The organism is Actinokineospora iranica (genome assembly GCF_900101685.1).
GTDB classification, from domain to species: Bacteria; Actinomycetota; Actinomycetes; order Mycobacteriales; family Pseudonocardiaceae; genus Actinokineospora; species Actinokineospora iranica.
In genome coordinates this window covers 1-24,545 of record NZ_FMZZ01000002.1, presented here as the reverse complement: position 1 = coordinate 24,545, position 24,545 = coordinate 1, and the positions used below count along the sequence as shown (strand labels likewise).

Below are 24,545 nucleotides of genomic sequence, written 5' to 3'. Positions count from 1 at the left end.
TAGCCGCCGATTGACAGATTAGACAGCAACAAGAACTTCACACAAGGACCCGTTTCGATTTATCACCGGGTCACACATCAGGGACCCGCGAGTTTGTGACGTAGCCAACATTTCGCCTGGTAAGGTGCGGTTTTGGGGCTCCGATCGGGCCTTACGTTACGCATAGCGTCGTCATTCGGCAACGGAGTGTGACCTGAGTCGATGGCATAAAAACACGTGACGTGGTTCACCTTCGCGCACAAATGAGGCTGTCAAACTATCGTTTTGAACCGCGGTGCGCCACCCACGCGGCGATCTGCGCGCGGTTGGTGAAACCCAACTTGGTGCGGATCCGCTCGACATGTGATTCGGCGGTGCGCGGGCCGATCACCAGCCTGCCCGCGATCTCCCGGTTGGTCATCCCCTGGGCCACGAGTTCGGCTATCTGACGTTCGCGTTTAGTAAGCGGATCATCGCGCGGGGCCACCATGTGCTCGTTTTCCTCGGCCGATTCGCCCAGCGCGTAGGACACCGCGTCGGCGAAGCCCAGCGCGGCGCCCGCGGCGAACTCGGCCAGCGCCTCGCCGTCGCCCAGGCCCGCGACCACCACCGCGGTGGCCGCGCGGACCGGCTCGTCGAAGGCGGGATAGTTGCTCGGCGACGAGCCAAGCGACCGCCACAGGGCTGCGGCGGCCCCGAACAGCCGCGCCGCCCGGCGCAGGTCGCCAGCGTGCGTCGCGCACCCGGCCAGGGTCGCCAGGGTGAACGCGGTGATCGTGCGGGCGTCGAAGCGCTGTTGCAGCCGCAGCACCTCCAGCGCGTGCGCTTGCGCGGTCTCGATGTCGCCGAACAGGTACTCGCAGGCGGCCAGCGACCACAGCGCCCACGACCGGTGGACGACTTCGCCGCGCGCGACGCAGGCGGCCACGCAGTCGCGCAGCACCCGGCGGCAGCGCTCCGGGTCGCCCGCGATGCTGATCGCCAGGCCGAGGTTGTGCGTCGCCCACAGTTCGCCGCCCAAGTCGCCGTGCGCCCGCAGCATCTCGGCGGCCGTGCCGAACCGGTCGACGGCCGCGGGGCCGTCGGCGTCCATCAGCGCCTCGTAGCCGCTCACATGGTGGACATAGGCGCGGGCCCGGACGTCGCCGGTGGCATCGGCGGTCTGGGCCGCCGCGGCGAGCGTGGCGGCGAACGCGGGCCGGTCGCCCTGGACCAGCGCGAGCAGCGCGTGCATCCACAGCGCGTCCGCCCGGCCCGGCGCGTCCACCGGGGCGGCCTTGACCAGCCGGTCGAGCCAGATCCGGCCCTCGGTGTTGAGCCCGCGCACCATCCAGTACTCCTTGACGGCGGGGATCATCGGCAGCCCGACGGCGGCCTCGGCCGGGTCGCGGGCGCAGAAGTCCAGCGCCCGGCGCAGGTTGGGGTGCTCGACGGTGAGCCGGTCGAGCCAGCGGACCTGGTCGGGCCCCAGCGACTCGGCCGCGAACCGGCGGGTCAGCTCCAGGTACCGGTCGCGGTGCCGCCGCTGGGTCCGGGTCAGCTCACCGGTCTCGCGTAACCGGTCCTCGCCGTGCTGGCGCAGCGTCCCCAGCATCCGGTAGCGCGCGGTGCCGTGGTGCTCTTCGCGGACCAGGACCGACTTGTCGATCAGCGCGTCGATGACGTCGAGCACCGCGTCGCGGTCGAGGCCGTCGCCGGAGCAGACCTCCTCGGCGGCGTCCATGTCGAAGCTGCCGGAGAACACCGACGCCCGCGCCCACAGCAGCTGCTCGCGCCCGTCGCACAGCTCGTGGCTCCAGTCGACCAGCGCCCGCAGCGTCTCGTGCCTGCTCGGCGCCCACCGCCTGCCCCGGTTGAGCAGGGTGAACCGCTGGTCGAGGCGGTCGGCGAGCTGGCGGACCGACAGCGACCGCAGCCGCACCGCGGCCAGCTCGATGGCCAGCGGCAGGCCGTCGAGCGCCCGGCACAGCCGGATCACGTCCTCGACGTTGTTCCGGGTGATGGTGAACGACGGCACCACCGCGGTCGCCCGGTCGAGGAACAGCCGCACCGAGTCGTGCCGCTCCACCCCCGCCGCCTGTTCGCCCGGCTCGGGGACGGCCAGCGGGGCCAGCGGCCGCACCCGCTCCCCGGCCACGCCGAGCGACTGGCGGCTGGTCGCCAGCACGACCAGCTCGGGGCAGCTGCTCAGCAGGGCGTGCGCCAGGCGCGCGCACGGCTCGATCAGGTGCTCGCAGTTGTCCAGCACCAGCAGCATCCGCCGCTCCCGCAGGTGCTCGATGACCAGCTCGATCGGCGACCGGGAGCGGTCGCCGAGGCCGAGATGGTCGGCGACGGTGTTGACCACCAGCTCGGGTTCGCGCAGCTCGGCGAGCCCGACGCAGACGACGTTGTCGTCGAACGCCGCCCGCGCCGCCGCGGCGACCTGGGCGGCGAGCCGGGTCTTGCCGACCCCGCCCGGCCCGGTCACCGTCACCAGCGCCGACACCCCCAGCAGGCGCTTGACCTCGCTGATCTCCGCCGCGCGGCCGACGTAGCTGGTCATCTCGGTGGACAGGGTGGTGGACAGGGCGCGTGCTGCGGCCGGGTCCGACACCTTCGGCACACCTCCAGTCCGCACTCCGTGTCACCATTGTCCCCCGCTATCCTGGCAGGCGGTCACCGTCTGTGGCGACAATATGGGTGATCGGGTGGCTCCGGTGATCGGCCAGGCCGCGGGCCGACGCAGGCTCAGGCGTCGTGCAGCGCGGATTCGAGTTTCAGCTCCGGGTGCTGCCGACGGGCCATGCCCAGGGCGATGTCGTCGTTGAACACCGCGAGGTACACCCCGTCCGAGCGCAGCAGAGCCTCGCCGCGGGAGCCGGAGTCGACCAGGACGCGCTGCGCCGGGTCGCTCAACCGGCGGACCGTCGAGTAGGGGAGCGGGTCCAGCCGGATCGCGGCCTTGAACTCGGCCGCCATCCGGTGCGCGGCCACCTCGAACTGCATCGGCCCGACCGCGGCGAACACCGGGGCGGCGTCGCCGCGCCGGTCGGACACCAGCACCTGGATGACGCCCTCGGCGTTGAGCTGCTCGACGCCGCGGCGGAACTGCTTGGCCCGGCCGAGGTCGACCGGGCGGGCGACGGCGAAGTGCGCGGGGGCGAAGGTCGGCAGCGGCGGGAACCGCACCGGCGGCTTGTCCGCGTAGAGGGTGTCGCCCACCCGCAGCGAGGTGGCGTTGACCAGGCCGATGACGTCGCCGGGGTAGGCGGTGTCGACGGTGGTGCGCTCGCGCCCGAACATCTGCTGGGTGTACTTGGTCGCGAACGGCCGCCCGGTGGTGGCGTTGGTGACGACCATGCCGCGCTCGAAGGTCCCCGAGCACACCCGGGCGAAGGCCACCTGGTCGCGGTGCGCCGGGTCCATGCCGGTCTGCACCTTGAACACGAACCCGGAGAACGGCGCGTCCACCGGCCGCGGCGCGCCATGCGCGTCCGGGCGCGGGCCGGGGCCGGGCGCCAGCGACACCAGCAGGTCCAGCAGGTGCCGCACGCCGAAGTTGAGCACCGCCGCCCCGAACAGCACCGGGGTCGCGGTCGCGGCCAGGTAGCGGGACGCGGCGAACCCGCCGCCGGACTCGGTGAGCAGGTGCGCTTCCTCGACCGCCCTGGTCCATTCCGCGCCCTCGGCCGCCTCGGCTTCCTCGGCGCTGAGGCGTTCCTCCGGCGCGGCCGTCGCCCCGCCCGCGGTGCGGTGGTAGCGGACGAACCCGCCCTCGGCGAGGTCGACCACGCCGCGGAAGTGCCCCGGCTCCCCGACCGGCCAGGTCAGCGGCATGGGCTGCAAGCCGATGCGCTCCACGAGCTCGTCGCACAGGCTCAGCGCGTCGCGGCCGGGCCGGTCCCACTTGTTGATGAACGTGATCACCGGGATGTCCCGGTGCCTGCACACCTCGAACAGCTTGAGCGTCTGCGGCTCCAGGCCCTTCGCCGCGTCCAGCAGCATCACCGCGCTGTCGACCGCGGTGAGCACCCGGTAGGTGTCCTCGGAGAAGTCGGCGTGGCCGGGGGTGTCGACCAGGTTGATCACCCGGTCCCGGTAGGCGAACTGCAGCGCGGCCGAGGTGATCGAGATGCCGCGGGCCTTCTCCATCTCCATCCAGTCCGACACCACGCCCCTGCGGCCAGCCTTGCCGTGCACCGCGCCCGCCTCGGTGATCACCTTCGCGTGCAGCGCGAGCGCCTCGGTGAGCGTCGACTTGCCCGCGTCCGGGTGGCTGATCACCGCGAACGTGCGCCGCTGCCCGGCCGCGGTCAGCACATCCGACGCCAAGGTGTCGGCGCCACCGCTGGTTCCCACGTCTGACTCCTCTGCTGCCCTTGCGTAGACCGGCCTCCCATCTAACGTGATGGGGAAACGAGCGCCGACCTCAGTACCGGTCAGGCGGGTCCGCGGGCGGTCACACGGCGCGGGTCTCCACGACCCAGGCCGCGATCTGGGCGCGGTTGGTGAAGCCGAGCTTGGTCAGGATGTGGTCGACGTGGCTCTCCGCGGTGCGCTGCGCGATGACGAGCTTGGCGGCGATCTCCCGGTTGGTCAGCCCCTTGGCGACCAGGCCCGCGATCTCGGCCTCCCGCTTGGTGAGCGGGTGCTCCACGGGCTGGGCCGCGCCCTCGGGGCGGGACGCCTCGCCGAGCGCGTAGAGGGTGGCCTCCTCGGTGGACAGGGCGGTGCCCTCCAGGAACGCCTCCGCCGCGGCCTCCGGCCCCAGCTCCTTGGTCACCATGCCGATGTCGCGCTGGATCGGCTCGACGAACGCGCCGTAGCTCATCGGGGACGCGCCGAGCCACTGCCAGACGGTGGTGGCCGCGCCGAGCAGGCGGGCCGCCTTGGGGTACTCGCCGCTGTGCGCGGCGCAGCCGGACAGGACCGTCAGGCAGAACGCGAGGATCACCTGGTCGCCGAGGCGCCGCTGCATCCGCAGCACCTCAAGGCACGCCGCCCGGGACTCCGCGATGTCGCCGTGCAGGTACTCCGCCGCCCCGCGCGACCACAGCGCCCACGCCCGCCAGAAGACCTCGCCCCGTTTGGTGTAGATGTCGACGCACTCGATCAGGACCTGCCTGCCCGGGGCCAGGCCGTCGGCGAGGCTCAGCGCGAGGCCGTAGTTGAACCGCGACCACAGCTGCGCGCCCGGGTCCCGCTGCCGCGCGAACATCTCGCTCGCGGCGCCGAACAGCTCGACGGCCCGGGGCATGTCGTTGCCGATGAGCGCGGCGTAGGCGCGCACGTGGTTGACGTAGGCGCGGGCCTTGTCGTCGTCGGTGTCCTCGGCGATGCGGGCCGCCTCGGCCAGGGTGCGCTCGTAGGCGGGCAGGTCGCCCTGCACGAGCGCGAAGAACCCGTGGATCCACAGCGAGTGCGCCGCGTAGGGGGCGGCGTCCGGGGCGGCGCGCACCAGCTTGTCGGTGTGCATCCGGCCCTCGGTGTTGAACCCGCGGACGATCCAGTACTCCTTGATGGCGAACATCATCCGCAGGCCGACGACGGCTTCGTCTGCGTCGCCCGCGCAGAACTCCAGCGCCACCCGCAGGTTCGCGTGCTCGCGCCGCAGCCGCTCGATCCACTCGACCTGGCGCGGCCCGAACCAGTCGGCCTCGCACCGCTTGGCCAGCTCCAGGTACCAGTCGCGGTGGCGGCGGCGCAGCCACACCAGCTCGCCCGCCGCCCGCAGGTGGTTCTCGCCGTACTGGCGGACCATCTCCAGCATCCGGTAGCGGGCGACGCCGCGGTGCTCTTCGCGCAGCAGGATCGACTTGTCCAGCAGCCCGTCGATGACGTCGAGCACCGCGTGCCGGTCGAGCCCGGAGCCGGAGCACACCTCTTCCGCGGCGTCGAGGTCGAAGCCGCCGCTGAACACCGACGCCCGCGCCCACAGCAGCCGCTCGGGCTCGGTGCACAGCTCGTGGCTCCAGTCGATCAGCGCGGTGAGCGTCTCGTGCCTGCTCGGCCCGCGCCGGTTGCCGCCGCTGAGCAGGTTGAGCCGGTGGTCGAGCCGGTCGACGAGCTGGCCGACCGAGAGCACCCGCAGCCGCACCGCGGCCAGCTCAAGCGCCAGCGGCAGCCCGTCCAGCGCCCGGGTCAGCCGGGCCACGTCCTCGATGTTGTCGTCGGTGATCTGGAACGAGGGCACCACGGCGGTGGCCCGGTCGCGCAGCAGCCGCACCGCGTCGTAGTTCATCAGCCGCGCGGGCGGCACGCCGGGCTCCGGCACGGCCAGCGGCCCCACCGGGACCACCCGCTCGCCGGGCACGCCGAGGGACTGGCGGCTGGTCGCCAGCACCACGACGTCGGGGCAGTTGGCCAGCACGGCGGCGACGAACCGGGCGCACGCGTCGACCATGTGCTCGCAGTTGTCCAGGACCAGCAGCAGCTTGAGCGGGCGCAGCGCGTCGATGAGCAGGTCGAGGCCGGGGCGCGCGGAGCGGTCGCCGAGGCCGAGGCTGGTGGCGACCGTGCTGACCAGCAGCGTCGGGTCGCGCAGCTCGGCGAGCCCGACGAACACCGTGCCGTCGAGGAAGGCGTCCTCGGACTCGCTCGCCAGCCGGGTGGCCAGCCGGGTCTTGCCGACGCCGCCGGGCCCGGTGAGCGTCACCAGGCACGCGCTCGTCAGCAGCCGCCTGACCTCGGCCAGCTCGGCGCGGCGGCCCACGTAAGTGGTGACCTCCGCGGGCAGGGAGCCCGCGACCGCGCCTTCCCCGTTGACTGTGAACACCGTCGTCCCACTCACCCCGCTCGGGCCGCCCGTTTCTGTGATGTGTCCCGCATCCTATGACGCATGTGAGCGAACGCGCCCAGGAGCGGTCGGCCGGTACGAGACCGTGAGCCTTGCTCGTCGCCGAGCGACCGGACGCTCACTCATCCGGTCGGCCCACGATCACGTTTCGTACGTGGGTGACAATAGCCTGCCCGAAACCAGTGATACTCCAACGAGTGAGCCCAGCGGCGGCGACGCCCCAGGAGTTCCCGTCCCGAGCCCTGATCGTGACCAGCGACCACCAGTGCGAGAGCGAGCGGATGACCAGCACCAACGACCGGGCCCCGGCGGCGGCGCTGCCAGGGGACTTGTCCATGGCCCGCGCGCTGTGGCCGGTGCTGGCGGCCTCGGCGGCCGGGCTGCTGCCGTACACGGTGTTCAGCACGTTCCTGGTGCCGATCGCCGACGCCGCAGGCGCCGGAATCGCCCAGATGGGGGGTCTGCGCGGGCTGGGCGGGCTGGCGTCGCTGGTCGTCGGAGCCGCCGCAGCGCCGCTGATCGACCGGTGGCCCCGGGAGTGGAGCGTCGCGGGGAGCCTGGGGCTGCTGGCGGTCGCGTCCGGTGTCGGCGCGCTGGGCGAGTTCGCCGCGATGGCCGTGTTCTGTTTCCTGGTCGGCGCGGCGATGGCCGTGCTGGCCCCCGCGCTGGGCGCGATCGCCGCCGACCGGTTCGACGGTCCCGCCGCGGGCCGGGCGGCGACGCTGGTGACCGCGACGCAGTCGCTGACCGCGATGCTCGCCGCGCCGGTGATCGCGCTGCCCGCCGCCCTGTGGGGCTGGCGCGGCGACCTGGTCGCGATCGCGGTGCTCGCCGCCGGACTGGCCGCCGTCCTGTTCAGACGCGAGCCCGCCCGTCGTCCGGGCACTGGTGAACGGGTCGGCTACATCGCGTCGCTGCGGGCGCTGGCCCGGGTGCCCGGCCTGGCGCCGCTGCTGGCTGTCGCGCTGCTGCGCACCGCGGCGTTCATGGGCTATCTGTCCTATCTGGCCGCCTTCTACGACACCCGGTTCGACCTGGCCCCTGGCCCGTTCGCTCTGGTGTGGACACTGAGCGGCGCGTCGTTCTTCCTCGGCAACCTGGTGGTCGGGCGGATCGCCAACTCCGCGCGGCCGTGGCTGCCGCCCGAGCGTCTGCTGCTCGTCGGCCTGCTGGCCGCGCTCTGCGCCGTGGTCGGAGTCTTCTTCACCAGCACGCTGCCCGCCGCGCTGGCACTGACCGCGCTGCTCGCCGCGAGCCACGCCACCGTCGCCGCCTGCGTGGTGACCCTGCTCGTGCGCCACGGCGGCACGCTGCGCGGATCGGCCCTCGCGGTCAACGGCGCGGCGATGAGCCTGGGCACCTTCACCGGCTCCGCGCTGGGCGCGCTCGGCCTCGGCCTGGCCGGATACCCCGGAGCCGCGGCGGTGTTCGGCGCCATCACCGCCGCGGCCGTGGTGGCCGCACTGCTGGTGCCACGCGCGCTCGGTCGTTTCCGGGATATCGGTGAGCACGGGTCGCCCGAATATCGGTAGCCGGGCGCTCGGCGGCTCGGGCGGCCTGCGGCAGATCGACAATGCTGTGCGGCCCGGGAAGCACGGCCGCCCGGTGCGCCCATTATCGCGAGGTCGCCCGGACAGCGCGTCCGGGCGACCTCGGTCCGAGGCGCTACTTGAGCTCGCACCCCTTCTGAATCTTCACGACCTTGTTGAGGGCGCCGATATTGAACTTCTTCTTGCCCTTGGTTCCGCCATTGGTGGTCATGCACCGGATGGAGTAGGTGCCGTCCGTGGCGTTCTGGGTGACGATACCCGCGTCCACTTTGTGCGAGCAGTGGTTGTTGAAGTAGACGGTGACGCTGATGTTGCCGTCGCCCCAGGAGTAGTTGGCCTTCTCTCCCTTTGGCTTCGCACAGGCGATGCTGGCGCGGTGCGTGTCCTGGGCGTCCACCCCCGTCGCGGCCGCGGGCGACGCGGCCACACCGGTGAGCCCAAGGCTCATCAACCCTGCCAACAACACACTCGCACCGCGGGCCTTGATGCTTCCCATACTCTGATTCCCCTTGAGTGAAACGTCACGACAACCTGACTGCCGCCAAATCGAATTGGCTCGACTTGGCGGCGCCTTCGTATCCGAGTGTTCCACGAGATGAACCGAGGTGGTTAGGCGGAGAGTGCACAGATCCTTGATCAGGCGTCCACGACCGGGAGTCCGAACACGCGCACGGGGCGTGCGGAAGAAGAACGGGGAGTTCCGAGAGAACCGGATTCGCGGAGAGCAGATCCTGTGCGGCAAACTCCGGTGAGCACCTGTCCTGTCGCATTCACGGGGCACCATGTCCGGCTCTACCCCCCGGACGGCGACCACTGCCTGCCCCTGCCCGACCCGGCCGACCACGACGATCGGTCGGCCCCCGCCCGAGGGCAGGCCGGGCAGCCGGAGTCGATGCCGCGCGCTCGGTCGTTCCGGCGCGGCCTGAGTTCCCGGGCGTTGCGGGTTCTCCGCGATTTCCCACCCTTTCCCGTGTTTTTCCCACACTGCAAGATCGTATGCCCGCGCTGGAACCACCGGCGGCGGCGCGGCGACTCCTTGGACGGACAGCCGAGCGGGCGAGGAGTGGCAGCCGTATGCAGTGGTTCGAGGACGACGACCTGTGGGTCGGCTTCGCAGGCGCGATGTTCCCGGCGCGCCGGGAGGCCGAGGCCGCCGACCTGATCGAGACTTCCCCGCTGCTCAAGGCCGCGGCCGGGGCGCGGGTGCTCGACCTGGCCTGCGGACCGGCGTTCCACGTCGCCCCGCTGGCCCGCCGCGGCGCGGAGGTGACCGGGGTGGACCTCAGCCCGGCGATGCTGGCCCGCGCGCGCGAGACCTGCGCGCGGGCGGGGGTGACGGCCCGGTTCGTCCAGGCGGACATGCGCGAGCACGTCGAGCCGGGCCGCTACGACCTGATCATCAACATGTACACCTCGTTCGGCTACTTCACCGACCCCGGCGACAACCGCGCCGTGCTGCGCAACGCCTTCACCAGCCTGGCCCCCGGCGGCACGCTGCTGGTCGACGTGCTCGGCAAGGAGGTCCTGGCGAGCTGGGTCGGCCGCCCGCAGGCGGTGGACACCGAGGACGGCACGGTGTTCATGCGCGACACGATCCTCGACGACTGGACGCGGCTGCGCACCGACTGGACGCTGGTGCGCGGCGACACCGTGCGGCACGCGTCGATCCTGTCCTTTCTCTACAGCGCCGCCGAGTTGCGCGCGCTGTTCGAGGCCGTCGGGTTCGCCGACGTGGAGTGCTTCGGCGACTTCGACGGCTCGCCGTACGACAACAAGGCGCGTCGGCTGATCGTGCGCGGCACCCGTGTTCCAACGCGCGGTGTGCGGGGGTCCGATGAGGACTGACGCAAGCCCCGACCTGAGACTGTTCGCCGAGATCGAGGGCGCGGGCCGCCGCGCGGGCAGCCTGGTGCTGCCGCTGATCGGGCTCACCGTGGCGCTGGCGCTGTCGGTCGCGGCGGGCATCGCGCTGGGGCCGACCGTTGTGCCGCTGGGCGAGGTCCTGCGCTTCCTGGGCAAGGCGCTGACCGGCGGCGAGATCCGCGCCGACGAGGTGACCGGGTACTCGATCGTCTGGCAGGTCCGCACGCCAAGGGTGCTGCTGGCCGCCGTCGTGGGCGCCGGGCTCGCGGTGATCGGCGTCGCGGTGCAGGCGCTGGTCCGCAACGCCCTGGCCGACCCGTTCGTGCTGGGCATCTCCTCCGGCGCGTCCGTTGGGGCGGCCGCGGTGGTGGTGTTCGGCCTGTTCGCCGGGCTCGGCGTGCTCGCGCTGTCGGTGGCGGCGTTCCTCGGCGCGCTGGTGGCGACGGTGCTGGTCTACTTCGCCGCGCGCAGCGCCATGGGGCTGACCCCGCTGCGGCTCGTGCTCACCGGGGTCGCGCTCGCCTACGCGTTCCAGGCGCTGATGAGCGTGCTGGTCTTCCTCTCGCCCAACGGGCAGGCGGCGCAGACGGTGCTGTTCTGGCTGCTGGGCAGCCTCGGCGCGGCCACCTGGGCGTCGCTGCCGATGGCGCTGGTCGGGGTGATCGTCGCGGTGATCGTGCTGATGTACCTCGGCACCGCGATGGACGTGCTGTCGATGGGCGACGAGACCGCGGCGAGCCTGGGCATCGACGCGGCGGGCCTGCGGCGGTGGCTGTTCGCGCTCACCGCCGTGGTGACCGGCCTGCTGGTCGCGGTCAGCGGCTCCATCGGCTTCGTCGGCCTGGTGCTGCCGCACGTGGTGCGGATGATGGTCGGCTCGGGGCACCGCCGGGTGCTGGCCGTCGCCCCGCTGGCCGGGGCGGTTTTCCTGGTGTGGGTGGACGTGCTCGCCCGCACCCTGGTCCCGCCGGAGGAACTGCCGCTGGGCGTGATCACCGCGCTGATCGGCGTGCCGGTGTTCCTCGTGGTGATGCGCCGCCGCGGCTACGCGTTCGGGGGCCGCTGATGCCTGCCCACCCACCGTCCGCACTGCCGATCTCCCTGCGCGGCATCTCCGTCGAGGTCGCGGGCACGACGCTGATCCGCGAGCTGAGCCTGGACGTCGGCGGCGGGGAAGTCCTCGGCCTGCTCGGCCCCAACGGCAGCGGCAAATCGACCGCGCTGCGCTGCGTCTACCGGGCCATGCGGCCCACCGCCGGGGCAGTGCTGCTCGACGGGGAATCCCTGTCCGAGCAGAGCATCCGCGACACCGCCCGCCGCATCGCCGCGCTCACCCAGGACAGCCGCGCCGAACTGGACTTCACCGTCGAAGAGGTCGTGGCGCTTGGCCGCTACCCGCACCAGAACGGCTCGGCACGGCTCACCGGCCGCGAGCGCGAGCTGTGCCGGGAAGCGTTGCGCCGCATGGACATCACCCACCTGGCCACCCGCAGCGTGCTCACCCTCTCCGGCGGCGAGCGGCAGCGGGTGCTGATGGCCAGGGCGCTGGTGCAGGAACCGGCGGTGCTGGTGCTCGACGAGCCGACCAACCACCTCGACGTGCGCCACCAGATCGAGCTGCTGGGGTTCCTGCGCCGCTGCGGGCTGACGGTGCTGGTCGCACTGCACGACCTCAACCTCGCCGCGGCCACCTGCGACCGGATCGCCGTGCTGCGCTCCGGCGCGCTGGTCGCCTGCGGCACGCCCGCCGAAGTGCTCACCACCGGGCTGGTGCGCTCGGTGTTCGGGGTCGACGCCACCGTCGTCACCCACCCGCGCACCGGCGTTCTCCAACTGCTCTACGACATGCCCACTGCCGACCGTCCTATCGAGACCGACTCGCCCACCACCCCCGAGGGGATCGCGCCATGATTTCGCCGACTTCGCCGACTTCGCCGACTCTGCCGCACAGAACACGGACCCGCGCCGCGCTGCTGGCGTCCACCGCGCTGCTGCTGGCCGCCTGCGGAGCCCAGGTCCAGCCGTCCGCTGCGCCGGGCGCGAGCACCCCGGCCGAGGCGACGGTGACCAATTGCGGCGCGCAGGTCACCTACCCCGTCCCGCAGCGCCCGGTCGCCTACGACGTCTCCGGCGTGGAGAAGATGTTCTCCCTCGGCCTGGCCGACCGGATGCGCGGCTACGTCATGAACTCCCTCGGCGACCCGTCCATCGCGGGCTCCCCGTGGAAGGACGACTACGCCAAGGTCGAGCGGCTGGGCACCAAGCGCGTCACCCGGGAGATCCTGGTCGACGCCAAGGCCGACTGGGTCATCGCGGGCTGGAACTCCGGGTTCAGCGAGGAGCGCGGCATCACCCCGACGCTGCTCGAGCAAGTCGGCATCCGCAGCTACCTGCACACCGAGACCTGCTGGGACTACCCCAAGTCGCAGGCCGACGTGACGCCGATGGAGGCGCTCTACACGGATCTGACGAACCTCGGGCAGATTTTCGGGGTGCAGAAGCGCGCGGAAGAGCTTGTCGCCGAGCTGCGGGGCCGGATGGACACCGTGCGCGCGGGCGCGCCCAAGGACAAGCCGCCGGTGCGGGTGTTCGTCTACGACTCCGGCACCGACCAGGCGTTCACCGCTGGCCGGCACGCCGCGCCCAACGACGTCATCGCCGCGGCCGGGGGCGCCAACGTCTTCGCCACCCTGGAGGACGGCTGGGGCGCGGTCGGCTGGGAGGCCGTGGTCAAGACCGAGCCCGAGGTGATCATCGTGGTCGACTACGCAGACCAGCCCGCCGCGGACAAGATCGCCTTCCTCAAGGCCCATCCCGCCCTGGCGTCCAGCCCGGCCGTGCGGGACAACCGCTTCCACGTCATCTCCTACGGCGACATGGTCAGCGGGCCGCGCAACGTCCAGGGCGCGGAAAGCCTCGCCGCCTACCTGCGCTCCATCGGCCGGTGAGCGCGGTGGCATCCGCGACCGGCGCGGTGGTGCACGAGCACATCACCGACGCCATCAAGGCGCCCAGCCTGATCCGCCTGTCGCGCAACGTGGTTCTCGCGCGGTTCGAGACCCTCAAGGTCTACGCGACACTCGGCGTGGTGCGCTCGCTGATCGCCGACGGCACTGTCCGAATCGGACAGACACTTGTGGACAGTTCCAGTGGGATCTACGCGTTGGCGCTCGCGATGGCCTGCCACCGCCACGGATTGCGCTGCCACATCGTCGCCTCGACCACAGTGGACGCCACGATGCGCGCGCAGCTGGAGATCCTCGGCGCCACCGTCGACCAGATGCCGCCCTCGGCCGACCTGCGCCTGGACCAGCGGCGCCGGGTCGAGCGGGTGCGCGAGCTGCTCGACCGCGACCCGACGATGCACTGGATGCGCCAGTACCACGACCCGGTGCACTACCTCGGCTACGCGGAACTGGCCGACCTGGCCCGCGCCGCGCTCGGCCCGCTGCCGCTGACCGTGGTGGGCAGCGTCGGCACCGGGGCGTCCACCGGCGGCCTGGTCGAGGCGCTGCGGGCGGATGATCCGGACGTGCGGCTGGTGGGCGTGCAGCCCTTCGGCAGCGTCACCTTCGGCAGCGACCGGTTCACCGACCCGGACGCCATCATCGCGGGCATCGGCAGCGCCATCCCGTTCGACAACGTCCACCACGACCTCTACGACGACGTGCACTGGCTCGACTTCCGGCACGCCATGGCTGGCACGGTCGGCCTGCTGCGCGAGCACGCCGTCTTCGCCGGGCTGTCCACCGGGGCCGCGCACCTGGTCGCGGCGTGGGAGGCCCGCCGCCGCCCGGAGCGCACCCACCTGGTGATCGGCGCGGACACCGGCCACCGCTACACCGAGCGCGTCTTCGCCCGCCACCGCGAAGCGCTCGACCCCGCCCGGCTCGCCCCGGTCGAGATCGACGCGCTGGACGACCTGGCCCCACCGTGGTCGGCGATGCACTGGGCGCGCCGGGATTACCAAGGACCCGTCCGCGGGCCTGTTCTGATTCCCACCCAGCACCACCGGGAAGGGTGGGCGTCGTGACCGTCGCACTGCTGGAAGCACTCACCTTCGGCCTGGGCAGGCTGGCCGACGCGGCGGCCGACGCCGGGCACCGCCTGTGCCTGCTGACCGGCGACCGGTCGATCTACACCCACGAGCTGGCCGCCCTGCCCGCAGGCCGGATCGACGTGATCGACATCGACACCACCGACATCGCCGCCTGCGAGGCCGCCCTGCGCGGGGTGGCGGACCTGGCAGGCGTGATCAGCTCGACCGACACCTGGGCGCTGCCCGGCGCGGAGATCACCGCCCGGCTGGGCCTGCCCGGCCCGGCCGTCGCCGCGGTGCGCGGGCTGCGGGACAAGGGCGTGGTGCGCGCGGCCCTGCACGCCCACGGCCTCAGCCGCGCCGCGGCCATCGCCGTGTCGGCCGACGGGATCGCCGACGCGGCCGAGGCGGTCGGGTTCCCGTTCATCGTCAAGGACTCGGCGGGCACGTCGTCGCGCGCGGTCTGGCTGATCCGCGACTCAGCCGAGCTTGACCGTGTCCGGCGGGAGGCCGCGGGCGCCCCGCTCAAAGGGCATCTCGTCGTCGAGCCGTTCTTCGCGGGGCCGCTCTACAGCGCGGAGACGGTGACCTGGCAGGGGCGCACCCGGCTGCTGGGGGTGCTCAGTCGCCAGCTGTCCCCGGAGCCCGCGCGGCGTGAGGAGGCTGCCGCGTTCCCGGTGGCGTTTCCTGCCGCTGACCTTGCGGATCTGGAGCAGTGGATCGCGCGGGTGCTGGCCGCGGCCGGGCATGGGCAAGGGTTTGCGCATACCGAGTTCGTTCTCACGGTGGATGGTCCCGAGGTGGTCGAGATCAACGCGCGGATCGGTGGGGCGCTGGTGGGGGAGGCGCTGTGCCGGTCACTGGAGACCAATGTGTACACGGCGACGGTGTCGATGGCGCTGGGGGAGCGGCCCGCGCTGCTCGACGCTCCGTTGGGGGGCGGGCCCGCTGTCGCGTTCGTCTTGGTTTATCCGGGTGAGGTGGGAACTTTGACGGGGTGGACCGGGCTTGATCGGCTTGCGGGGTTCCCGGGTGCGCCTGAGTGGTATCCGACCGCCGAGGTGGGCGGACAGATCCGGCACTTGGGCGACCAGCGTGGGTGCACCGGCATCTTGCTGGCCGAGGGCGGCACCGCTGAGCTGGCTCTGCACCGCGCGCTGGCGGCGGCGGGCGGGATCGTCCCGGTGATCGCGCCCGCTTGAGCCGTTTTTGCCATGCGGCTCGGGTCTCCGCCCGCCCGGTTGGTGCTTGGGTGGGTCTGCTCGATGGGTGGAGTGGTCAGGGGTGTGCTGCTTCTGCGTCGAATTTCCGTCACTCACCGTCCATCCGGGACTTGCTGTTCCGTCCTTCTGGGACTTGCCGTTCGTGATGGGCGGCACAGCATCGGGGTGAGGCATGGGTTTCGGGTCGGAGGCTTCTCGTACACTTCCTCGACCTGGCTCCGTGCTTGTGGGGGATGACCGACGTGGAGATGGCTACGCAAGTCCGGGCACAGTCGACGCCGGATGCCACCTCCCGCACCCCGAAGGGTTTCCGGCCCGATATTCAGGCGCTGCGTGCGGTCGCGGTTCTCGCGGTTGTGGTGAACCACCTGTGGCCTACGGGGCTTACCGGCGGCTATGTGGGTGTGGATGTCTTCTTCGTCATTTCCGGGTTCCTGATCAGCTCGCACCTGGACCGGGAGATCCTGCGCACCGGGCGGGTCCGGCTCGGCCGGTTCTACGCCCGCCGGGTTCGGCGGCTGCTGCCCGCTGCGTTCCTGGTGCTGTTGGCGAGTCTGGCCGCGGCGTATTTCCTGCTTCCGTACCCGCGGTGGGAGGCCAACGCCCATGAGGCTCTGGCCGCCGCGTTGTACTGGGAGAACTGGCTGCTCGCGGTCAACTCGGTCGACTACTCGGCGCTGACGGCCGCGGCGAGTCTCGCCCAGCACTACTGGTCGCTGTCGGTCGAGGAGCAGTTCTACCTGCTCTGGCCGCTGCTGTTGCTGCTGCTGTTCAAGATCCGCGGCAGGCGGGCGCAGGTCGTCGGTGTTCTCGCCGTGGGGGCGGCGTCGCTGGCTTTCTGCGTGTACTTCACCGAGGTGTCCAAGAGCCAGGCGTACTTCGTCACCCCGGGGCGGGTGTGGGAGTTCGCGATCGGCGCGTTGATCGCGCTGGCCGGGGCGCGGCTGGCGTTGCCCAGGGTCGCCGCGGGTGTCGCGGCCGCGGCGGGGCTGGCGCTGATCGTCGGGTCGGCCGTCCTGTTCGACCACCACACCGCCTTCCCCGGGCTGCTCGCGCTCGTGCCCACCGTCGGCACCGGGCTGGTGATCGTCGCGGGCGCCGCCGGGGAACGGCAGTGGCACTCGGTGGTGACCTCGTCCGCGCCCGTGCAGTTCCTCGGGAACATCAGCTACTCGCTCTACCTGTGGCACTGGCCGATGATCGTGCTGGCCCCCTACGCCCTGGCCGACTTCCTGGACGACGGCAAGCTGACCTTCGCCCACCGGGCCGGGGTGCTGGTGGCCGCGGTGGCGCTGGCCTGGGTGTCCAAGCGGCTGGTCGAGGACCGCGGCATGACCTGGGCGCCGCTGGCGAACAGCACCCGGGCCACGTTCGCGGCCATGGTCGCCGGGATGGCCGCGGTCGCCCTGGTCGCGGGCGGGCTCACCTGGACCTACGACCAGCACGTCACCCAGGCCGCCCAGGCCGCCCGGGAGGCGCGCGCCCACGCGGTCGACCCCTGCCACGGGGCCGCCGCGCTGGTCCCCGGCAGCGGGTGCGCCGACCCGTTCGGCCCAGCGAAGGTCGTGCACATGGGACCGGCCAACGAGTACTTCTGGTCGCCGCCGGAGTGCGGCGAGCACCTGGACACCTACCTCGCCGGGGGCCGCAAGACCACGAAAGTGTGCGACTACAGCGGCGGCGCGCCGTCGCCCACTGTCGTCTGGCTGGTCGGCGACTCGCACGCGCAGCAGTGGCAGGGGCCGCTGCTGGACCTCGCCAGGGAAAACCGGTGGGTGCTCAAGCTCAGCTACCTCGGCGGCTGCCCGTTCGCCAGGATTCCCTTCGTCGGGTTCAACGGGTCCGCGTCGCCCGCGGACGCGAAGCGGTGCACCGACTGGACCGCCATGATGGCCGAGGAGATCGCCAAGGACCGGCCCGACCGGGTGTTCACCTCTTTCTACGCGCGCAAGCAGCCCGCGCGCGACACCACCGGCCGCGGCCAGGAGCAGCACTACCGCGACGGCCTTGAGCCGTACTGGCGGCGCTGGACCGACGCGGGCGCCCAGGTCCACGTGCTCGGCGACCCGCCGCTCAACGGCGAGGTCCGGGCGGCGGACTGCGTCGCCCTCAACCCGGAGGACCCGGTGGCCTGCGCGGTCGACCGGGCCGTCGCGCAGCCGCCGGACCCGCTGGGCGCCGCGGCCGAGGCGACCGACAACCCGGGCGTGACCCACATCGACCTCACGGACTACTTCTGCGACCAGCGCCAGTGCTACGGGGTCGTCGGCGACGTCGCCGTCTACTACGACGCGAACCACCTCAACCTGGAGTTCAGCCGCAGCCTGCGCCCGATGATCGCCGCCGCGATCGGCCTCCCGACCGGCTGAAGTGCGGCTAGGCTCGGTGTAACGGAGCATTTTGGACCGGCGACACCGAGACGACGATCTTTTCGCTGGTCGAAAGGTGTGAGCGCGCGGGATGCCGATGACCGAAGACGACCCGGGTGGGCTGCCGCCCCGGCTGAGCGTCGTGCACGACGTCGCCCTGCCTCGGCACGGCGGACGGGTGCACGCGCTGGTCACGGTGTTCTCCCTGGAGGGGCACCTCGGGGAGGCGCTGCGGCTGCGGCTGCGCCCCGGCGACCCGGCCGCCCGGGTGTCGGTGCGGCGGGTCCGCCCGGTCATCGACCCGGCGTGGCGGCCGCGCGGCGAGCACGACGGGCCAGCGTGGACCGCGTCCGGGATGGACGAGTTCCTGGTCCGGCTGGACCTGCCCGCCCCCGGCACCGCCGAACTCGACGTGCGGCTGTCCACAGCCGACGGCCGCGACCTGGCCGCCGACGTCGTGCGCTGGCGCATGGCCGACCCGGCGGGCTCGGCGGACCCGGCGGCCTGGGGCAGGCGGGTGATGATCCCGCGCCTGCTGGAGACGAGCCTGGTCGACGCCCTGCGCCATGCCGTGACGGCCCTGGAGCACGGCGACCGCGGCACGGCGGACCGGCGGCTGGCCGCGGCGGCCCGGCTGTCCGAACAGGCCGACCGGGGGCGGGTGCGTTCACTGCTCGCCCAGACCGGCCCGCAGCCGCCCGTCGACCTGGTCCGGGGCGTCCTCGAAGCCGCCGTGCGCCGACCGGGCGGACCGGCGGGCACGGTGCCCGTCCCGGACAGCGGCCCCGGCAGCGGCGAGTTCGTCCTTCCCGACTTCGAGGAAAGCGCGTCTCTCGCCGAACGGGCGGTCTTCGCGGAGCAGGCGGTCTTCGACGCGGGCGGGGCGGCCTACGAAGAGCCCGCGCACCGGCGCCGCCGCAGGCCCGTCGAGGACGCCCCGCCCGAGACCGCCGCCGAGGTCAGCGCGCCCACCGCGGCGCCGGTGGCGCGCCAGCCGCGCCGCGCCGAACCGGGGGAGCAGGTGGTGAGCACCGGTTTCGCCGACCGCAGCGCGATGCCGCGGCTGCTCGACCCGAACACGACGCTGACCAGCGGCCAGGAGTACCTGTTCTGGCTCACCATCGGCCCCGCCGACGACGAGGGCGCCACGCACCCGCCGCAGCCCGCCGAGCTGCCCCCGGACGCGACCGTCACCGTCGTGCTGTTCGACTACCCGGGCGAGATCGAGTTGCGCGACGGCGCGACCATCGGCCAGCTCCGGCTGCACGACAGCGGCGCGGTGGTGCTGCACCAGCCCTTCCAGTTCGCCGAGAAGCGCTGGTGGGCCGACCGGCTCGCCTTCCCGGTCCGGATGCCCGCCCGCCGCGGCGCCGCGCGGATGCGCTGCAACGTGTACTGGAACCAGCTGCTGCTGCAGTCCCGGCTGATCGAGGTCGTGGTGGCCGCGAAGCCGACGCCGCTGTCCGGGGCGCTGCGGTCCGTGCTGGACTTCCGGGTCGCCGACCCCGCCGTGTCGCTCGCGGAGTCCACCGCGCCGAGGTACGCGGCGAGCCTGCAACTGGACGACGACGGCTCGGGCACGCACGCGCTGCGGGTCTTCGCCGACGACGGCGCCCGGCTGCTGCGGGCGCAGGCAGGAGTCGGCGACGGGCCGCTGAGCGCGCAGATCGGGCACGCCCGCGCCGCCCTGCACCGGGTCGCCTGGGGCGCGGACGGCCCGTGGCGCGACGGGCTGGCCTACCGGTACGCGGCCCCGCCGTCGTACTCGCGGCTCGCCGACGACCTCGCTGGCCTCGCGGTCGCCGGGCACCGGCTGCACCACCTGCTCACCCGCGGCCTCGGCTCGACCGGCAAGTCCGGTGACCTGGCCGAACCGGTGCGCGCCGCGCTCGCCAGCCCCGGCTACGTCCAGATCGCGCTGCGCGAAGGCACCCGGCACGTGCCGCCCGCGGCGCTGCTGTACGACTACCCGCTCGACACCGAGGCCCCGCTGCTGCGGCTGTGCGCGGACTTCGACCGGGCCGTGCGCCAGGGCACGGTCGCCGCGGCCGACTGCTTCCGCGGCGAGTGCGCGCAGGCCAGCGAACCCGACCCGGTCGTGGTGTGCCCCGGCGGGTTCTGGGGCTACCGGCACGCGCTCGGCCTGCCGGTGTCGATCGGGTCAGCGGCCGGGCTCCCCGACGAACTCGACGGCCGCGGCGGCGCCGACCTGCTCGGCGGCGTCCACCGCGACTTCCCCCAGGTCGGGGAGCACGAGGCGGCGCTGGGCAAACTCGCCCGGGTCGCGCTGTCCGATGACACCGACGACGTGCTGCGCGACCTGCGGTCCGGGCAGCCGCACGTCGTCTACTTCCACTGCCGGGGCGGCGTGGAGCAGCACGTGCCCTACCTGCGGGTCACCCATGGCGCGGTCATCACGCCCGACACGCTGTACCAGGGCGGGATCGCCTGGCCAGCGCGGCGCCCGCTGGTGTTCCTCAACGCGTGCCGCGCGCCCGGCCTGACCCCGGAGGCCGTGCTCGACTTCGTCGGCTACTTCGTCCAGGACGCCGAGGCGTGCGGGGTGGTCGGCGCGGACATCACCGTGTTCGAGGAGACCGCCGCCGCGTTCGCCGAGGACTGCCTGCGCGGCTTCCTCGTCCAGGGCCTGCCGATCGGCTCGGCCGTGCGGCACGCGCGCATCGCCCTGCTCGCCCAGGGCAACCCGCTCGGCCTGGCGTTCACGTCGTTCGTCCTGCCGACGATCCAGTTCCTCGGCCCGCGGCCGTTCGACTGGTTCACCGAGCCTGCCTGACCCTTCCACCTGGACAGACTCGTTGGTAGGTTCCGGGTGCGCTCGATCTGGAGGGAATCCGCATGGCTGGGGAGCATGTCGCTGGGGACTATGTGGACGTCCTGATCGTCGGCGCCGGGCTGTCCGGTGTCGGCGCGGCCTGCCACCTGCGCCGCAAGTGCCCGGGCAAGTCGCTGGCGATCCTGGAGGCGCGCGGCGCGGTCGGCGGCACGTGGGACCTGTTCCGCTACCCGGGCATCCGCTCGGACTCGGACATGTTCACCCTCGGCTACTCGTTCCGCCCGTGGACGCGGGCGAAGGCCATCGCCGACGGCGCGTCGATTCGCGAGTACATCGGCGAGGCGGCCACCGAGCACGGCGTGGCCGAGAAGATCCGCTTCCGGCACAAGGTCGTCGCCGCCGAGTGGTCGAGCGACCGGGCGATGTGGACGGTCACGGTCGAACGCGGCGCGGAAACCGTGACGATGACCTGCGGCTTCCTTTATCTGTGCACCGGCTATTACCGCTACGACCAGGGACACACCCCCGAGTTCCCCGGCGCGGACCGGTTCGCGGGCCCGATCGTCCACCCGCAGCACTGGCCGGAAGACCTGGACTGGACCGGAAAACGGGTCGTGGTCATCGGCAGCGGCGCCACCGCGGTCACCCTGGTCCCCGCGATGACGGGCAACGCCGAGCACGTGACCATGCTGCAGCGCTCGCCAAGCTACGTGCTCACCCTCGGCTCCCGCGACCCGATCGCCGACTGGGCCCGCGACCGGCTGCCCGCGAAGGTCGCGTATCCGTTGGTGCGGTGGAAGAACGTGCTGCTGGCCACGCTGCTGTTCCAGCTCAGCAGGCGCAAACCGGACCTGGTCCGCGGCCTGCTCCGCCGCGACGCCGTCCGCAGGCTCCCGGCGGGCTACGACGTCGACACCCACTTCCGCCCCGCCTACGACCCCTGGGACCAGCGCCTGTGCTTCGTCCCCGACGGCGACCTGTTCCGCGCCGTGCGCACGGGCCAGGCGTCGGTGGTCACCGACACCATCAAGACCTTCACCGAAACCGGCATAGCGCTCGACTCCGGCGACCACCTCCCCGCCGACGTTATCGTCACCGCCACCGGCCTGGAACTGCTCATGGTCGGCGGCATCACGCTCACCGTCGACGGTGACGAGATCGACCCGGCCGACACCGTGGCCTACAAGGGCATGATGTTCAGCGGCGTCCCCAACCTGGTCATGACCATGGGCTACACCAACGCGTCCTGGACCCTCAAGGCCGACCTGGTCGCCCACTATGTCTGCCGCCTGCTCGACCACATGGCCGAACACGGTCTGGACCAGTGCACCCCGCAGGCCCCGGACCCCACCCTGCCGAGGGAGCCGTTCCTGGACCTCACCTCCGGCTACATCCAGCGCGCCAGCCACCGCCTCCCCAAACAGGGCCCCACCACCCCCTGGCGCCTGCACCAGAACTACCCCCGCGACATAGCCCTGCTTCGCCACGGCCCCCTCGACGACGGCGTGCTCTTCTCCCGCGCTGGATCAGCCCAGGCAGGATCGGCGCGGTAGGTCGCGAATCCCGCATCGGGATCGGCCGTTCGCGCTAATCCCGAGTCCACCTGGCGTCGGCAGGTGAACGGTATTTCTTGATCGGCGGTTTGAGTCGTCCGGGTTTCGCGCTGGAAGATTCCTCGGCGCGCCGACTGAAGGCTTTGACCGTTTCATCATCTCGGCGCGGTCTCGCACTACCGCACCACCGTGCTCGACACGAACCCGCGCGGGTACTGGCGACTCTCCGAGGCTTCGGGCAACACCGCGGTCAGCGAGGTTCCCGGCTTCTGGGGCACTGCCGACGGCACGGCCGCGAGCCTGACCCGCGGCGCGGTGGGCCCGCTGGGCTCCAGCGCCACCACCGCCAGCGGCTTCGGCGCGAACCTAAACCACGTCCGGCTCCCGGACAACTTGGTGCGCGACTCGGCTCATCTCGCCGTCGAAATGTGGTTCAAGACCACCGCCACCAACGGCGGCGTGCTGTTCTCCACCGCGAACAACCTGCCGACCGACGCCAACCCGACCGGCGCGATGCCCGACGCGCTGGGCAACCTGATCCGTCAGGCCGGGGCGGGCGCGGCTGCCACCCCCGACCGCGTGTTCGGCTACGACCCGCTCGGCCGGATGACCTCGGCGGCGGCGGGCACGACCAACGAGACCTTTGTCTACGACGACCGCGGCAATCTGGTCTCGGCCACCGGTTCGGCGGGCAACACCGCCAACACCTGGAACGCCGACAACCTCTTGGCGGCCACCACCACCGCCGCCGGAACCACTACCTTCACCTACGACCCAGTGGGACGGCCCGCCACCGCCGCGGACCCGCTGACCGGGGCGACGGCCGCCTACACCTACGACGAGGCGGGCAGGCTGACCACGGTCGGCCACGGAACCGGCAAGGCCACCAGGACCTACACCTACGACTCCCTCAACCGCCTGACCACCGACACCACCAAGGCCCCCAACGGCACGGCCACGTCATCGATCTCCTACGGCTACGACGCCGAGGACCGCCTGACCAGCAAGACCATCACCGGCCTGGCAGGCGCCGGGGCCAATACTTACGGCTACGACCAGGCGGGCAGGCTCACCTCCTGGAACGACGGCACAACCACCACCGCCTACGCTTGGGACGACAACGGCAACCTGGTCCAGTCAGGCCCCACCTCGGCCACCTACGACCAGCGCAACCGCCTCACCTCTCGCGGCGGCAGCACCTACGCCTACACGCCGCGCGGCACCCTCGCCGCCACGACAACCGGCGGCACGACCACCACGTCCACCTTCAACGCCTTCGACGAGCTGACCAGCGAAGGCCCGGTCACCCACACCTACGACGCCCTCAACCGGCTGGTGGCCACCGGCTCCCGCACCCTGACCTACGCGGGCGCCAGTTCGGCGGTGGTCACAGACGGCTCCGCCACCTACACCCGAACCCCCACCGGAACCCCGCTCGGCATCCGCCAGGGCACCGCGACCGGCCTGGCGTGGACCAACCTCCACACGGATCTGGTTGCCGTCACCGATCCCGTGACTGGAGCCGCCCTCGGCTCCCGCGGCTACGACCCGTTCGGCAACCGCACTGCCGCTGCCGGTGTGCAGCCGGACCTGGGCTTCCAGAGCCAGTACACCGACCCGACCAGCGGCGCGGTGAACATGGGCGCCCGCTGGTACGCCCCCGGCACCGCCAACTTCCTCTCCCGCGACACCACCCCCCTCGACCCCCGAGACCTCCTCAACGCCAACCGCCACACCTACGCCGCGTCGAGCCCGCTGAACCACACCGATCCGACTGGTCGCTTCGTCTGGTTCGTGATACCAGCGGTTCCGGCGATCGTGACAGCGGCCGCGAACGGCGTCGCGTGGCTCACTGTGGCCGCGGGTGGCGCTGCCGTGACCGAGAAGGTCCTCGAAGAGGTCAAAAAGCCCAAGTCGAACCCAAATCCGACGCCCTCAACGATCAGCCCGCCACCTCGCCCGGATCGCAGTTGGGATTGGTACCGACAGGCGATCAACCAGTTGTACCAACTATTGGCGCAGCTGCCTGCCACCGGCAACGGGCCTTCGCACCCCAACCCCAACCCAGACCCGGGCACAGCTGCGAGTCCCGACACCCCCGGTGGCGGTGACTCCGGTCGGAACCCGGGCAAGCGGAAGGTGAGGAGCGGTCTGCCGCTGAAGCAGATGGCCGAGGCTGTTCGCGCCGTCCAGGACCAGCGTGGCGCCGAGGTGCTGCTCCGCGCGCTGACTCCGCGAACACCACCACCGATTACCCAGACCATCGCCGCGGGCGCCCAGGCGATGCTGGACGAACTCAACAACCAGCCCACCATCAACCTCGGTGCCCTGACCGCGAACACCGATCAGGGCGAACAGCCCCAGGCGCCGGGAGAAACACCCCAGGAGTCGGCCGGG

15 protein-coding genes are annotated in these 24,545 nt (G+C 72.1%); 11 read left to right on the top strand and 4 right to left on the bottom strand.

The window, feature by feature from the left end; translation table 11 throughout:
• Positions 1 to 256: 256 nt before the first annotated feature.
• From BLS56_RS05390 to BLS56_RS05380, 3 genes are all read right to left on the bottom strand, one after another.
• A complete protein-coding gene (locus BLS56_RS05390; RefSeq protein WP_228771400.1) occupies positions 257 to 2,575 on the bottom strand; it encodes an ATP-binding protein in 2,319 nt (772 codons plus the stop codon).
• A 134-nt stretch (positions 2,576 to 2,709) separates the two neighbouring features.
• The gene (locus tag BLS56_RS05385; RefSeq protein ID WP_228771399.1) at positions 2,710 to 4,320 is read right to left on the bottom strand and encodes a peptide chain release factor 3; all 1,611 of its coding nucleotides are present in this window, start codon (positions 4,318 to 4,320) and stop codon (positions 2,710 to 2,712) included.
• A 100-nt stretch (positions 4,321 to 4,420) separates the two neighbouring features.
• Positions 4,421 to 6,736, bottom strand: coding sequence for an ATP-binding protein (locus BLS56_RS05380; RefSeq protein WP_091448833.1), 2,316 nt, complete (start codon positions 6,734 to 6,736; stop codon positions 4,421 to 4,423).
• Between the two features lie 218 nt (positions 6,737 to 6,954).
• Here BLS56_RS05380 and BLS56_RS05375 point away from each other — a divergent pair, with 218 nt between their 5' ends.
• Positions 6,955 to 8,289: an MFS transporter gene (locus BLS56_RS05375; RefSeq protein ID WP_228771398.1), complete on the top strand. Its 1,335-nt coding sequence runs from the start codon at positions 6,955 to 6,957 to the stop codon at positions 8,287 to 8,289.
• A gap of 133 nt (positions 8,290 to 8,422) precedes the next feature.
• Here BLS56_RS05375 and BLS56_RS05370 read toward each other — a convergent pair whose 3' ends face one another.
• Complete coding sequence (locus BLS56_RS05370) at positions 8,423 to 8,803, bottom strand: hypothetical protein (protein ID WP_139190527.1); 381 nt, start codon at positions 8,801 to 8,803, stop codon at positions 8,423 to 8,425.
• Between the two features lie 578 nt (positions 8,804 to 9,381).
• Here BLS56_RS05370 and BLS56_RS05365 point away from each other — a divergent pair.
• The 10 genes from BLS56_RS05365 to BLS56_RS05320 form a co-directional block, all read left to right on the top strand.
• A complete protein-coding gene (locus BLS56_RS05365) occupies positions 9,382 to 10,152 on the top strand; it encodes a class I SAM-dependent methyltransferase (RefSeq protein WP_091448831.1) in 771 nt (256 codons plus the stop codon).
• On the top strand, positions 10,142 to 11,236 hold the full coding sequence (locus BLS56_RS05360; protein ID WP_091448830.1) for a FecCD family ABC transporter permease: 1,095 nt from the start codon (positions 10,142 to 10,144) through the stop codon (positions 11,234 to 11,236). The genes BLS56_RS05365 and BLS56_RS05360 overlap by 11 nt, the downstream gene beginning before the upstream one ends.
• Positions 11,236 to 12,081 carry an ABC transporter ATP-binding protein gene (locus BLS56_RS05355; protein ID WP_091448829.1) on the top strand — a complete coding sequence of 282 codons (846 nt, stop codon included), beginning with the start codon at positions 11,236 to 11,238 and terminating at the stop codon, positions 12,079 to 12,081. Before BLS56_RS05360 ends, BLS56_RS05355 begins: the two co-directional genes overlap by 1 nt.
• Positions 12,078 to 13,118: an ABC transporter substrate-binding protein gene (locus BLS56_RS05350; RefSeq protein ID WP_091448828.1), complete on the top strand. Its 1,041-nt coding sequence runs from the start codon at positions 12,078 to 12,080 to the stop codon at positions 13,116 to 13,118. Before BLS56_RS05355 ends, BLS56_RS05350 begins: the two co-directional genes overlap by 4 nt.
• Complete coding sequence (locus BLS56_RS05345) at positions 13,115 to 14,203, top strand: pyridoxal-phosphate dependent enzyme (RefSeq protein WP_228771397.1); 1,089 nt, start codon at positions 13,115 to 13,117, stop codon at positions 14,201 to 14,203. Before BLS56_RS05350 ends, BLS56_RS05345 begins: the two co-directional genes overlap by 4 nt.
• Positions 14,200 to 15,411 (top strand): ATP-grasp domain-containing protein, encoded by a 1,212-nt coding sequence (locus tag BLS56_RS05340; RefSeq protein ID WP_091449241.1) that lies wholly within the window; start codon positions 14,200 to 14,202, stop codon positions 15,409 to 15,411. The genes BLS56_RS05345 and BLS56_RS05340 overlap by 4 nt, the downstream gene beginning before the upstream one ends.
• 269 nt (positions 15,412 to 15,680) lie before the next feature.
• On the top strand, positions 15,681 to 17,801 hold the full coding sequence (locus tag BLS56_RS05335; RefSeq protein ID WP_091449239.1) for an acyltransferase family protein: 2,121 nt from the start codon (positions 15,681 to 15,683) through the stop codon (positions 17,799 to 17,801).
• 91 nt (positions 17,802 to 17,892) lie between these two features.
• Positions 17,893 to 20,595 (top strand): hypothetical protein, encoded by a 2,703-nt coding sequence (locus tag BLS56_RS05330; protein ID WP_091448827.1) that lies wholly within the window; start codon positions 17,893 to 17,895, stop codon positions 20,593 to 20,595.
• A 62-nt stretch (positions 20,596 to 20,657) separates the two neighbouring features.
• A complete protein-coding gene (locus BLS56_RS05325) occupies positions 20,658 to 22,148 on the top strand; it encodes a flavin-containing monooxygenase (protein ID WP_091448826.1) in 1,491 nt (496 codons plus the stop codon).
• 189 nt (positions 22,149 to 22,337) lie between these two features.
• Positions 22,338 to 24,545, top strand: a 2,208-nt coding sequence (locus tag BLS56_RS05320; RefSeq protein ID WP_139190526.1) for an RHS repeat-associated core domain-containing protein, incomplete at its 3' end; no start/stop codon positions are given.

Coding starts and splice junctions, on each gene's coding strand:
- BLS56_RS05370 (WP_139190527.1), bottom strand. CDS start 8,803: ATGGGAAGCATCAAGGCCCGCGGTGCGAGTGTGTTGTTGGCAGGGTTG.
- BLS56_RS05365 (WP_091448831.1), top strand. CDS start 9,382: ATGCAGTGGTTCGAGGACGACGACCTGTGGGTCGGCTTCGCAGGCGCG.
- BLS56_RS05360 (WP_091448830.1), top strand. CDS start 10,142: ATGAGGACTGACGCAAGCCCCGACCTGAGACTGTTCGCCGAGATCGAG.
- BLS56_RS05355 (WP_091448829.1), top strand. CDS start 11,236: ATGCCTGCCCACCCACCGTCCGCACTGCCGATCTCCCTGCGCGGCATC.
- BLS56_RS05350 (WP_091448828.1), top strand. CDS start 12,078: ATGATTTCGCCGACTTCGCCGACTTCGCCGACTCTGCCGCACAGAACA.
- BLS56_RS05335 (WP_091449239.1), top strand. CDS start 15,681: ATGGCTACGCAAGTCCGGGCACAGTCGACGCCGGATGCCACCTCCCGC.
- BLS56_RS05330 (WP_091448827.1), top strand. CDS start 17,893: ATGCCGATGACCGAAGACGACCCGGGTGGGCTGCCGCCCCGGCTGAGC.
- BLS56_RS05325 (WP_091448826.1), top strand. CDS start 20,658: ATGGCTGGGGAGCATGTCGCTGGGGACTATGTGGACGTCCTGATCGTC.